Raw genomic sequence first — 13,663 nt, 5'->3', positions numbered from 1 at the left:
TCATTGCAAAATTCGCTTATTGTTTTTCAATCAAAATTCAAATGGAACCAATATGATTGGCGCGTTGATGCTGGACATAGCCGGCACAGAACTTACTCAAGAAGATATTGAACTATTACAAGCTCCGCAAGTCGGTGGCATGATTTTATTTGCACGAAATATTGAATCACCACAACAAGTCCGTGCTTTAACCGACCATATGCGCCAAGTTCGCCCAGATATTTTGATTGCTGTCGACCAAGAAGGTGGTCGCGTTCAACGTCTAAAATCTGGCTTTACATTATTGCCAGCCATGGGCCGTTTTGGCGAGCTCTATATCACTCAACCTCAAAAAGCACTTGAATTAGCTGAACAGTGCGGCTGGTTAATGGCAACTGAAGTTTTGGCTGTGGGGATCGATTTTAGTTTTGCGCCAGTTTTAGATCTGAATGCAATTAGCGATGTAATTGGTGACCGTGGCTTCTCTAAAAATATTGAAGATATCGCTCCGCTCGCTGGCGCATTTATGCGCGGTATGAAAAAAGCCGGCATGGCAAATACCGGTAAGCACTTCCCTGGTCACGGTTCGGTAAAAGCCGATTCACATGTCGCAGCTGCAATCGATAGCCGTAGCTATGACGAAATTTATAACCATGACATGCAAAGCTTTATTAAGCTTATGCCTGAGCTAGATGCGCTCATGCCGGCACATGTAATTTACGATCAGGTTGACCCAAATCCGGCAGGTTTCTCACCTTTCTGGATTCAAGAAGTCCTTCGTAATCGCTTGAATTTTAATGGCGTACTTTTCTCCGATGACTTAAGCATGCAAGCTGCTTGTGTCGCTGGGGGTGCAGATGCGCGTATTCAAGCGGCTCTGGCAGCAGGCTGTGATATGGGGCTAGTGTGTAATGACCGTAGTGCAGCATGTACAGCACTTGAAGGTATTGCAAACTTAGAACTACCAAATCAAGAGCGTTTAGAACGTATGCGTGGTCGAATTCCACAAATCCAAGTTGGTGAAACTTTATCGCTTGGAAATGACTGGCAAGCTGTCAAAACAGCCATTGAAGAGTTTAAGAATTCGATTTAAGTTAGTAAAAATTTTAATTGGCTACAAAAACCTATTCACTATCTGATACGCGGATAAGTCATACGCAACCTGCTCATCTGCTGAAGGATATTGATTGCTTCAATATATTTGATAGATGCAGAAAGTGAACAGGTTTTGCGTATGACAATGGTTTTGGTTACTTTTCCCGAAAGAAAAGTAACTCCAACTGAAAGTTCATCCCAGAATGCCAACCTAATTGACAGGACTCCGTCATGCAGGTTCATTCACCATCAATGCATTAGAACCTCTTCATTGTTATTAATAATGAAGATCACACAAAAACAATAAATCGAGTTCAGGACGAATGACACAACACCTTTCAAAACACCGCCACATCTCTTTTACAGCCCACTATACGGGTTATATCTGGTATCAAATGGGGATCTCACATGAAGCACTTGCCACCAGCAAAGGCAAATCACTGGCATATTTAGTTCACCCATTAGAGTCTTGGGCAGAGAAATATGTGGGCGGCAGCATGCGCACGACGCTTAAACAGCGCCATACCATGCTTGATCATGATTTAGAGAAGTTAATTCAAGAAAACCCTGATTTACAGGTGCTTGAAATTGCTTGTGGTTTATCACCACGTGGTTGGTGGTTTAGGCAGCATTATCCTTCCATTAGCTATCGAGAGCTTGATTTGCCCGATATGGCTCAAACAAAACAAAATGCACTACAACAAATTGAAAAAAATGCACCTGAAATTTTATCGGTCGATTTATTTACCGAAGCGTTTGCTCAAGCATTTGAAGTTTTTGACTCTAATCGCCCACTGGTTGTAATTAGTGAAGGTTTAATTAACTATTTTGATAAAGACTTATTAAAGCAACTGATCCAATCCATTGCCCACTATGGCGCTTCCTTTAAAAAGCTTCATTATTTAACTGACCTGTATCCTGAACCCGTTAAAAACAAACTTGCTAGTATTATCTGGAACAGCAGTAAATTACTTAAACTTATGTCTCGAAGCTCATTTAGTTTTCATTTTAAGACTCCACTAGAAGTTAAAGACTTTTTTAAAGATGCAGGCTTTAGTCAAGTTAACGTTGAACAACCTCAAATATTCTTTGGACAAGTTTCTAAAGACAGCGATGAAGAGCATTTAGGCGACTTAGTCTGGACTATCCATGCTCAATTAAAATAAAAAATGGAAGCCTCGTGAGTTTTGAGGCTTCCAAATCATAAAAGAATTAAACGTTAAGCTGCTTGTTTCTGGCGACCAATGAAGCGGCTTAAACGGTCAGCAAGCTCAAAGCTACCATGTTTAAATAAGGCACGGACTCCTTGTTCAGTAGCTTCAAAGATTAAACACTCAATCGAAAAAGCGCCCTCTTCATCTTCTAAATGTAAAGCCAAATCACGTGGATGTTCATTTACAAACTCAAGCTGTGCTACATCATCTAATTTCAAATACATTCCAAAAAAAGTCACGTCAACAATCGTCACTGGCACCTCTGTTTCACATTCACGGTGGCTCAGTTTCGTTTTAGGCTGGAGAACTGGTATACGCTCTTCACCTCGGCGTTCCATGTTTTGCATTTGCTCACGCGTCATTGGAATAATGCCATCCAGATTTTGGATAGATTCACCTTTCAAAAATGAAGTGAACAAACTCATAGTTTCTTTACGGCGCTGGAGCTGCGGCACATGGTCGGCGTTAGCAATCAGAGCAAATTCCATATCCGGACATTGCAAAGCAAAATTGGCATTTTCATGAGGCAAAGTAAAACTATCGTACTGCCCTGCTGCGACCAGTGTCTTACATTCTGGAATAGGTACATCTGTTAAACGCAAAAGGCGATTACAGTTAATTTCATAACGCTCTCGTTCAGTACCCGTAAATTCTGCCATTTGCCTAAAAAATAATTTTTTAGCTGTAGGCGACATACGTGTTTTATCTAATTTGGCATGATTCACCAAATATAAAATTACCGCTTGCCCAAACTCTTCCATACGATTTTCTTGCATGAGTTTGAGCGACTCTTCCAGTATCATCCGCCAGCTTTTACGGGTCTTTTGCATGACACCCATTAAAATCATGCGGTCCATCAAATCTGGACGATGATAAGCAAAACAAGAAGCAACAACTGACCCCAATGACATTCCCATTACAGAAACTTTTTGAATTCCGACGATATCTAACCAACGTCCTAACATTTCTGACAAATCAGGTAGTTCTAATGTTCCAGCAGAAATTCCGGTATCTCGATTGGTAATTTGTTGATTTGCACCCATTGATGGCAAGTCAATTAGAATGACCGGGCCACTTTCAAATAGTTGTTCAACACAATATTTATACGAGTTAAAATTTTGAAAAGCACCGCCAACAATCACAATCGGTGTTTTGTGAATCGTTTGTGGGTCTGCAATCGCCATGTATTCAATTTTCCAACCGTCAATCCATGTGGTACGAGCTGGCTGTTTAAAACTATCTCTATGGTAGATATCGAAAAACCCAAAACCGGCATAAGCTTGGTTTATCTCCGAATCCATTTGAATAATGGAATTCATATCCTTGCTTCCTCCTTGCTGTAATTTTTTTATGCTGCAAGAGTTCCTTCTTGAACATGTAATCTTTTATGCACAAATCTTTAAAATTTGTATTAGTTTGTATTGCACAAGTCCATTCTAAACAATTGTCTGAAATATACGCAATCGCTGAATTGACCGCTCATCCTGTTTAAGCCGCGAATAGTTTGCAAAATATTTAAATGTTTTTTTATAGCGGTCACATTTTTGAAAAAAAGCCATTCATTGTTCCGCATTTGACTGCTACTATCGTAGTCATTGGTAAATGATTAAAAAATGCTATGCAAGATTCAATTGAACAATATATGCAAAAAGTTGGGCAACAAGCACGTGATGCTTCACGCGTCTTAACAAGTGCTTCTACCTCACTTAAAAATCATGCACTCTCTGCTATTTATACTGCTTTGGAAAACAACCAAGCAGCTATCTTGGCGGCGAATCAAATCGACATGGAAAAAGGCCGTAGCAACCAGCTCGACAGCGCCTTACTTGATCGTCTTGAGCTTACGCCCGCACGTTTTAAAGGGATGTTGCAAGGTTTAAAAGATGTGATCGCGCTTGTCGATCCAATTGGGGAAATTACGGATCTTGCATATCGCCCCACAGGCATTCAAATTGGGAAAATGCGTGTACCTCTAGGTGTCGTTGGTATGATTTACGAATCACGTCCAAATGTCACACTTGAAGCTGCATCCTTAGCAATTAAATCGGGCAATGCCATTATTTTACGTGGTGGCTCAGAAGCACTTGAGTCAAATAAAGCAATCGCAGAAGCGGTGAAGCATGGCTTAAAAGTTGCTGGTTTACCTGAGCACTCAGTACAAGTGATTGAAACTTCTGACCGCGCAGCGGTTGGTCACCTCATTACTATGGCTGAGTATGTAGATGTCATTGTTCCACGTGGTGGCAAAAGCTTAATTGAGCGTGTAACCAACGAAGCTCGTATTCCTGTGATTAAGCATCTTGATGGTAACTGTCATGTGTTTGTAGAAGCTCAAGCAGACTTACAAAAAGCGTTACCAATTACCTTGAATGCTAAAACACATCGTTACGGCGTTTGTAATGCAATGGAAACTCTGCTCGTTGATGAAAAAATTGCAGAAGTTTTCTTACCACACATTGCTGAGCTTTATGCTGAAAAACAAGTTGAGCTACGTGGTTGCCCAGAAACACGTCGTATTTTAGGAAGCTCTGTAAAACCTGCGACAGAAGAAGATTGGTATACCGAATATTTAGGGCCGATTCTTGCCGTTAAAGTGGTTAGTGGTATTGATGAAGCAATTGACCATATCAACAAATATGGTTCGCATCATACCGATGCAATTGTGACAGAGAACTATACTTTGGCACGTCAGTTCTTGGCTCGCGTAGATTCAAGCTCCGTCGTAGTTAATGCATCAACTCGTTTTGCCGATGGCTTTGAATATGGTTTAGGTGCTGAAATTGGTATCTCAACAGATAAGATTCATGCACGCGGCCCTGTTGGCTTAGAGGGTTTAACTTCTCAAAAATGGATTGTGTTAGGTGACGGTCAAATTCGTCAATAAGCCTCCTACTTAAATAAAAACGCCTGATCCATATCAGGCGTTTTTATTTTGTTATTTCCCATAAAAAAGCCAGCCCGAAGGCTGGTTTTTTTAATTGTATATCAATTAGAAAATAAAGTCGGTATTCACAAATTTAGAATAGTGCTCAGACACCATAGAAGCCAGCATACCTTTACTGTCATCCGTCTGTTTAGCCGCAATCATAGAGCGAATCGAGAATGCACGAAGCGCATCATGCACAGAAAGTGTACCTTCTGCAGAATCTTTACGGCCACCAAATGGGAATACATCAGGACCACGTTGACACTGACAGTTGATGTTTACACGACAAACTTGATGTACGAGTGTGTCGACTAAATGGCCAATTTGCGCTGGGTCACTACCAAAAATACTCACCTGCTGACCATGATCAGAAGTAGTGACATAATCCAATACAGTTTCAATATCATCATAAACAGCAACTGGTACCACTGGACCAAACTGTTCTTCGCGATACAGTCTCATCCCCTCAGTCACTGGATAAACTACGGCTGGATAGAACATGGTTTTGCAGAATTCACCACCTTCCGGATTAACCACTTTTGCTCCTTTTGCCACAGCATCTTCAATCACTTCAGTCATGTAGGCTGTACGGTGCATGCCCGGTAGCGGCGTAATAGATACACCTTTTTCCCACGGCATACCTACTTTCAACTTAGCCAGCTCAGTCGTTAAACGGTTAACAAACTCATCGGCTATCGAACGGTGCACCATCAGCATTTTTAAAGCTGTACAACGCTGACCATTGAATGACAATGCACCCAACAGGCACTCTTTCACTGTCAGGTCCAAATCAGCATCTGGCAAAATGATAGCTGCATTCTTCGCATCCAACCCCAAAATCGCACGCAGACGGTGAGATTTAGGATGTTGCTTTTTCAAGTGGTCGGCCACTTTACTAGAACCAATCAGTGCCAGTACATTAATTTGCCCAGATGCCAGCAAATGCGGCACCACTAGAGAACCTGGTGCATAAATGGTATTGATCACCCCTTTTGGAAATGAATCACGAAATGCCTCTAACAATGGTTCAAATAGTAAAGTTCCAAATTGAGGCGGTTTAAAAATAATGGTATTACCCATCAGCATAGCTGGGATCAGGGTCGCGAAGGTTTCGTTTAGCGGGTAGTTGTATGGTCCCATACACAACACAACACCTAATGGAGTACGACGAATTTGACCAATGGTGCCTTCAGCAATTACAAAGCGGGAGTTGGCATTATCTAGATCTTTCAGGGCATCAATGGTTTGACGCATGTAGGTAATAGTACGATCAAACTCTTTCTCTGAATCAGCCAAGCTCTTGCCAATTTCCCACATGATCAGCTTAATAATCAGATCTCGTTGCTCTACCATGCGCTGAATGAAATTTTGCATACATGCAATACGCTCACTAACCTTCATCATTGGCCATTCGCCACGACCATTGTTATAAGCTCGTACCGCTGCTTCTAATGCTTCATCGCTTTCTTTTTCGCCCATGACTGGATAACTACCAAGTTCAACTTGCTGTAGGCTACCGTCAGGCTGCTGAATCCAGATCGGAGATAATGTTTTCTTGGTTGCACCAGCCCATAACTTCAACTCACCATCCACGAGTGAGACACGCTGATGAATTTGAGATGGCAAACGTACACTTTCAGGAATACCGTCCACTACTGGAAATTTATGCTGTAAATTATTTAACTGATTCATTCTTCTTAATACCTTATTATTTGTATGTCTTTATATATCCCCGAACCGTATACTGTAATCAGTTCTTCTTCGGATCAATACCACTATTATTATCAGTACTCACCTTGCTTGAACCGTAGACCACAAGGTGAATTCTTAAAGCATGGATAGTTTCGATATTTTCTAGTTGAATTTACCCCCGACACACACTATCAGTTACCCCTAGCTTCTGGATAACTTGTTCAATGATCTGTTCTGGTGTGAGAGCAATATCAATAGCAATTGCTTCATTCACATCAGGTTCCTCTAATGTATCTAGTTGGGTTTGTAACAATGCCGGATCAAAAAAATGACCAGATCTTTCTGCAAGTCTTTGCTGTAATAGTTCATAAGAACCTTTTAGGTATACAAACTTAACATTCTGGTCCTGCCCTCTTAAAATATCGCGATACATCCGCTTTAAAGATGAGCATGTAAACACAGCCGTTTCACCATCTCTTTGTTTTGCTTCAATTGCCTGACGAATAGCTTGCAACCACGGCAAGCGGTCTTCATCGGTTAAAGGGATACCTTGGCTCATCTTACTTTTATTTGCAGCTGAATGAAGCGTATCGCCATCAAGAAACTCACAAGCCAAACGCTCTGATAACAACTCACCAATAAGGGTTTTCCCTGTGCCACAAACACCCATTGCTATCACTATCATGGATTACCTACCTCTAATTACAAAACAGCACTAAGCAACAATGTGAAAGACAAACCAAGTACCGAAATAATTGTTTCCAGTACAGACCAAGTCTTCAGTGTCTGCCCAACTGTCATTCCAAAATATTCTTTGATTAGCCAGAAACCAGCATCGTTTACATGCGAGAAAATTAATGATCCAGAACCTGTCGCTAATACTAAAAGTTCAGGTCTAACGACTACACCTGCTGCTGCCGCAATAGGTGCAACAATGCTACAAGCCGTGGCCATCGCAACAGTAGCCGAACCTGTTGCCAGACGTATGAGAGCAGCAACAAGCCATCCTAATAACAATGGTGAAAGGTTTGCTTTCAAAGCAGTAGAGACGATTTCATTAGAAATTCCACTGTCTCTTAAAATACCGCCGAAACCGCCACCAGCACCAACAATCAGCAAAATACCCGCAATTGAAGCTAGACATCCACCACAGAATTTTTCAATTTGTTCACGGTTAAAACCCTGCATGGTGCCAAAAGTAATAAAGCTGACCAAAACAGCAATAAGCAATGCAATATCAGAAGTACCAATAAAGCGTAATAACTCATTTGGGAACGTTTTTGGTGCAAAGAAAACATCTGCCCAACTACCAACTAACATCAATGCAACCGGTAGCATGATCGTAAATAAGGTTATCCCAAAGCTCGGCAATTCACGTGTGTTGTTAGCATCTGCTTCAACAAACTGCTTTGCTAAAGGATTATTTTCAGGCAATTTGACATATTTGTTAATCCATAATGCATACAATGGACCTGCAACAACCGCCGTCGGGACGCCAACCAACAAACTGTACATAATGGTTTTACCGATGTCGGCATGGTAAGCCTGTACCGCAAGCAAAGCGGCTGGATGCGGTGGAATCAACCCATGTACGACCGATAAACCCGCAACCATAGGTAAACCAACAATTAATAATGATTTACCTGTACGTTTGGCAATATTGAATGCAATTGGAATAAGAAGTACAAAACCAACTTCAAAAAATACCGGAAGCCCTACAATTAACGCAATGAACATCATAGCCCAGTGAATATGTTTTTCACCAAACCATTTAATTAAAGTAATTGCTATTCGTTCTGCACCACCTGACTCAGCCATCATCTTGCCAAGCATGGTTCCTAACGCAATCACAATCGCAAGGTGACCTAGTGTTTTACCGGTACCTGCTTCATATGATTTAACAATCCCGTCCATTGGCATGCCAACTGCAAGAGCTAAACCAAGAGAAACAATAATAAGAACTAAAAAGGGGTAAATTCTAAACTTCGCGATCATGACAATCAAAGCAACGATCGCAATTAAAGTATAGACAAGCAACATGCCACCCTGAACCGTCTCCATGTGACACTTTCTCCTTGGAATAATGTTATCTAGGCACTGCCTAAATAAAAGCCTTCAACCAGAGATATACTCATTGTTGAAGCACTCATTTTTTATATTTAGTATGACTGGCAACCGCCAGTCACAGCATCACAAAAAATCTAAAGCACCTAAAAGACACTTTAGATTTTTAAACCACAATTACTTTCGTAAAACTCACAACTGACTTGCAATTTGGGCTAAACGGGTAATTTCAGCCCAATCTTGTGCAGCGACAACAGGTTTAGGCGTTAACCATGACCCACCTACACACACCACATTAGGTTGCTTTAAAAAATCTGGAGCTGTCTCTGCTGTAATTCCACCTGTTGGGCAGAAACGTAAGTTTGGAAATGGACCATAAAATGCTTTTAGCATCTCAACCCCACCTGCCTGTTGAGCAGGGAAAAACTTCACAATGTCGTAGCCCAACTCAATCGCTTGAATGAGATCACTCGGTGTCATTACGCCTGGTAAAAGAGGTAAACCTGCATCTTGTGCAGCCAAATGCAAGTCTTTGGTCAAACCAGGTGATACCCCAAATTTAGCACCAGCCTTTTTAGCTTGCGCACAATGCTCAGGCTTAGTAATCGTTCCTACACCTACCACAATGTCATCTGCTAACTGAGATGCACGTTCAATGGCAGCAAGCCCAGCAGCTGTACGTAAAGTAATTTCCAGTACCTTTACACCACCAGCATGCAACGCACGTGAGACATGTTCACCTTGTTCGGCAGAGTCAAAAGCCAACACCGGAATTACTGGACCTAATTTGACAACATCTTCAATCTTGCTCATTACTTTGTAATTCCTTTGTCTTAAATCTGCCCTTGTGGCTCTTCGCCAACAAGTGCACCAAACACAGATGCGCCATGTTCAGCAGGCGCTGCTGCCGCACGGAACACACCAAATAATTCACGGCCAAAACCAACTTCGTTTTCTGCCTGATGTTCTGGTTGAGCAACAGGACGTGACTGCCAAGTCTGCTCATCTAACTCAATATCGAGTACACCAGCTTCAGCATCAATGATTAACATATCTCCGGTTTGAACTTTGCCAATCGGACCATTCAATAACGCTTCTGGAGACAAATGAATGACTGCCGGTACTTTGCCTGAAGCACCAGACATACGACCATCGGTTACTAATGCAACATGGAAGCCTTGATCTTGTAAAACACCCAACACAGGAGTCAAGCGGTGCAACTCAGGCATACCATTAGCACGCGCACCTTGGAAACGAACAACCGCAATAAAGTCTCGGTGCAATTCACCACGATCAAACGCTGCCTGTACCGCTTCTTGCGAGTCAAAAACAATTGCCGGTGCTTTCACTTTACGGTGCTCTGGCGCAACCGCAGAAATCTTGATAACACCACGGCCAAGGCGACCTTGCATTAAGCGCAAGCCGCCATCTGGCTGAAACGGCGCATCAATGCTACGGAGTACTTTGTCATCAAGGCTTTGAACTACCCCGTCAACCCAAGTAAGCTTACCGTCAATCAATTTCGGTTCTTTGGTGTAATGCTGTAAACCTTTACCAGCGACGGTCGTCACATCGTTATGTAACAAACCAGCCTCAAGTAAGTTACGAATAAGGAAGGCTACCCCACCCGCAGCTTGGAAATGGTTTACATCGGCCTTGCCATTTGGATAGATTTTTGCGAGCAATGGAACAACTGCAGACAACTCATCAAAGTCATCCCAGTCAATTAAGATGCCAGCCGCACGCGCAATCGCAATCAGATGTAACGTATGGTTGGTTGAACCGCCTGTAGCCAATAAAGCCACAATACCATTAATAATGGCTTTTTCATCAATAACATGGCCAATCGGCGTGTAGTTGCCTCGCTCGGCAGTTAAGTCAAGTACACGTTTAGCAGCTTCGGCAGTGAGCGCATCACGTAATGGCGTATGAGGATGAACAAATGCCGCACTTGGTAAATGTAAGCCCATCACCTCCATCAACATTTGGTTACTGTTCGCAGTACCATAGAATGTACATGTGCCCTGACCATGATAGGCAGCCGATTCAGCTTCAAGTAAGGCATCGCGTCCTACTTGACCTGTCGCGAATTGCTGGCGGATTTTAGCTTTATCATCATTCGACAAACCGCTACTCATTGGCCCCGCAGGGACAAAAATGGTTGGTAGATAACCAAACTGCAAAGCACCAATCAGCAAGCCCGGAACAATCTTATCGCATACCCCGAGACACAATGCGGCATCGAACATGTTATGGGAAAGTGCAATCGCAGTCCCCATCGCAATGGTTTCACGTGAAAATAATGATAATTCCATACCGGCATTACCTTGAGTAATACCATCACACATTGCCGGTACACCGCCCGCAAACTGTGCAACACCACCATTTTCACGTGCAGCTGTTTTTATAATGTCAGGGAATGTTTTATATGGGGCATGTGCTGAAAGCATTTCATTATATGAAGACACAATGCCAATATTTGGTTCACGGCCAACTTTAATAATTAATTTTTCATTATCTTCCATGCCAGCAAAACCATGAGCCAGGTTGGCACATGAGAGTGCACCACGAGCTGGGAATTTGCCTTGGGCATGTTCAATACGTTGTAAATATGCAGAACGAGTTTTTTGGCTACGCGCAATTACACGTTCAGTAACTTTTGCCAATACTGGATTCGGCAAGTCCATGCTGGACGCTCCTGTACAACCGGATAAGCCGGAACATAAAAATAGACCAAATGATATATTTCATCATCATTTGATAAGGGGGAGGAACAATATTATTAAGGCAAAAAGCGACATGCAAGCCCTAGTCAACTTTACGGTAATACTCGAGCATCGGTATTAAATACAAATTATGTTTAAGTTTTAAACGAGAAGCTGGTTTTATTTTTGACTATATTTATTGGTATATCTGCCTCTATTAACTATGAGAAAATTCTCATAATATCAAAGCAATAAAATATTCTTATAAATGTATTAATACCGACTTTTTTATACTAAGTTTTATATTAAAAATGTTTATGATTTATTCATTTTAACCTATATATAAACGATTAAAATTTAATTTCATTTACGTATATTATTTGTAATACTCCCCTCTAGTTTGATTAAAATAACAGCACTTCTTTTTTCTTAAAAAATTTATACCAAATATTTGAAAAATACATTAAATAGAAATCTACCTTTCATAAATATATACAAAAAACTGTTTAATTCTTCTACAAAAAAACAATAAATACAGTGGTTAAGCTTTATACTGAGCGAATATTAGTTATAAAAAATTTAATGGTCGATAGTGCTTAAGTCTAATGGGCTAAAGTCTATCTTGGACAGAAAAACAACACATGTTAAAACATCACAACCTGCTCTTAATGCATCACACAATTAATGCCTTTTGATCAGGAAGTTAGGAAAACTATTTTTATATCAGGACTTGGGTATTTCAACGTGGCTACATCAGTATTAGTTATTAATTGCGGTTCTTCATCTATTAAATACGCACTGGTTTCAGAGCGTCGTGAAGATCGTATTTACGGTTTAGCAGAAAACTTAGGGGCAGCTGATGCTCGTATTAAAGGGATTACCGTCGGTGGAGAACCGCTAGAGCTTTCAATTCCTTATGCTGACCACGCCAAAGCTTTAGAAACTTTACTTGCACGTCTTGCAAACTATAAACCTCAAGCAATCGGTCACCGTGTCGTACATGGTGGAAGCCTTACCAAAGCTGAATTACTCACCCCTGAAATTGTAGAACGTATTCGTGCAGCCACTCCGCTTGCACCGCTTCATAATCCTGCTCACTTAATCGGGATTGAAGCAACGATGCGCCTATTCCCTGAATTACCTCAAGTTGCCGTATTTGACACCGCATTTCATCAAACTATGCCTGCACATGCATACCGTTATGCAATCCCTAAGTTTTTATATACAGAACATAATGTTCGTCGCTATGGTTTCCACGGTACAAGCCATGCTTATGTGTCTGACCGCGGCAGTGAACTGGCAGGAAAATTCCAAAAAGGCGGTTGGTTAACAGCACACTTGGGCAATGGTAGCTCGACTTGTGCAGTGTGGAATGGACAAAGTGTTGATACTTCTATGGGCCTTACTCCACTTGAAGGTGTTGTAATGGGAACACGTAGTGGTGATGTCGATCCAAGCTTACACAGCTTCCTTGCTAAAAATCTTGGCTGGGACTTAGCAAAAATCGATAAAGTTTTAAATAACGAAAGTGGATTACTTGGCTTATCACAACTCTCTAACGATATGCGTACAGTGATTGAAGCTGCTGAAAATGGCAATGAAGATGCTTGCCTTGCGATTGAAGTATTTAGCTATCGCCTTGCAAAATCACTTGCTGCCCTAAGTTGTGGTTTACCAAGTATTGATGGCTTGATCTTTACAGGCGGTATTGGTGAGAACTCAGCTTATATACGTGAAAAAACTCTAGCTTATTTACCTCATTTCGGTTTACAGCTCGATAAAGACCAGAACAACAATTTAAAACGTGGTACAGAAGGCCGTATTGATAGCGGCACAGGTCCACAAATCTGGGTGATTCCAACCGATGAAGAAGGCCGTATTGCCAAAGAAACTCGTCAGGTTGTAGAGGTTTCACAAAATACATCTCCTGAAGTAAGCCTTGCTTAATTACAGTAGTCAAAAAACGCTATTCATTTATTTATAGGTTT

General features: G+C 41.5%; 10 protein-coding genes. 4 read left to right on the top strand and 6 right to left on the bottom strand.

What is annotated here, in order from left to right:
- Positions 1-52: 52 nt before the first annotated feature.
- Both nagZ and GO593_RS09010 read left to right on the top strand, forming a co-directional pair.
- Positions 53-1,072 carry a beta-N-acetylhexosaminidase gene (gene nagZ / locus GO593_RS09015; protein ID WP_000578589.1) on the top strand — a complete coding sequence of 340 codons (1,020 nt, stop codon included), beginning with the start codon at positions 53-55 and terminating at the stop codon, positions 1,070-1,072.
- A 325-nt stretch (positions 1,073-1,397) separates the two neighbouring features.
- Positions 1,398-2,240, top strand: a complete 843-nt coding sequence (locus tag GO593_RS09010; protein ID WP_000191934.1) for a class I SAM-dependent methyltransferase — start codon at positions 1,398-1,400, stop codon at positions 2,238-2,240.
- A gap of 53 nt (positions 2,241-2,293) precedes the next feature.
- Here the strand turns inward: GO593_RS09010 and GO593_RS09005 are convergent, their stop codons facing one another.
- Positions 2,294-3,607 carry an alpha/beta fold hydrolase gene (locus GO593_RS09005; RefSeq protein ID WP_001084487.1) on the bottom strand — a complete coding sequence of 438 codons (1,314 nt, stop codon included), beginning with the start codon at positions 3,605-3,607 and terminating at the stop codon, positions 2,294-2,296.
- A 299-nt stretch (positions 3,608-3,906) separates the two neighbouring features.
- Here GO593_RS09005 and GO593_RS09000 point away from each other — a divergent pair, with 299 nt between their 5' ends.
- Positions 3,907-5,172: a glutamate-5-semialdehyde dehydrogenase gene (locus GO593_RS09000; protein ID WP_001154158.1), complete on the top strand. Its 1,266-nt coding sequence runs from the start codon at positions 3,907-3,909 to the stop codon at positions 5,170-5,172.
- Between the two features lie 105 nt (positions 5,173-5,277).
- Here the strand turns inward: GO593_RS09000 and GO593_RS08995 are convergent, their stop codons facing one another.
- From GO593_RS08995 to edd, 5 genes are all read right to left on the bottom strand, one after another.
- The gene (locus GO593_RS08995) at positions 5,278-6,906 is read right to left on the bottom strand and encodes an NADP-dependent glyceraldehyde-3-phosphate dehydrogenase (RefSeq protein ID WP_001072702.1); all 1,629 of its coding nucleotides are present in this window, start codon (positions 6,904-6,906) and stop codon (positions 5,278-5,280) included.
- A 172-nt stretch (positions 6,907-7,078) separates the two neighbouring features.
- Positions 7,079-7,591, bottom strand: coding sequence for a gluconokinase (locus tag GO593_RS08990; RefSeq protein WP_001978744.1), 513 nt, complete (start codon positions 7,589-7,591; stop codon positions 7,079-7,081).
- A 17-nt stretch (positions 7,592-7,608) separates the two neighbouring features.
- On the bottom strand, positions 7,609-8,967 hold the full coding sequence (locus GO593_RS08985; RefSeq protein ID WP_000450961.1) for a GntT/GntP/DsdX family permease: 1,359 nt from the start codon (positions 8,965-8,967) through the stop codon (positions 7,609-7,611).
- A gap of 195 nt (positions 8,968-9,162) precedes the next feature.
- Positions 9,163-9,783, bottom strand: coding sequence for a bifunctional 4-hydroxy-2-oxoglutarate aldolase/2-dehydro-3-deoxy-phosphogluconate aldolase (gene eda, locus GO593_RS08980; protein ID WP_000034283.1), 621 nt, complete (start codon positions 9,781-9,783; stop codon positions 9,163-9,165).
- A 20-nt stretch (positions 9,784-9,803) separates the two neighbouring features.
- Entirely contained in the window at positions 9,804-11,657 is a 1,854-nt protein-coding gene (edd, locus tag GO593_RS08975; RefSeq protein ID WP_000365488.1) for a phosphogluconate dehydratase, read from the bottom strand.
- A 762-nt stretch (positions 11,658-12,419) separates the two neighbouring features.
- Between edd and GO593_RS08970 the strand changes: the two genes are divergently transcribed.
- Positions 12,420-13,622, top strand: coding sequence for an acetate/propionate family kinase (locus GO593_RS08970; RefSeq protein WP_000236000.1), 1,203 nt, complete (start codon positions 12,420-12,422; stop codon positions 13,620-13,622).
- Positions 13,623-13,663: the final 41 nt, after the last annotated feature.

The organism is Acinetobacter baumannii, from assembly GCF_009759685.1.
GTDB lineage: Bacteria > Pseudomonadota > Gammaproteobacteria > Pseudomonadales > Moraxellaceae > Acinetobacter > Acinetobacter baumannii.
Note: the sequence above shows the minus strand (reverse complement) of the source record. Positions and strands in the feature narration are given on the sequence as shown.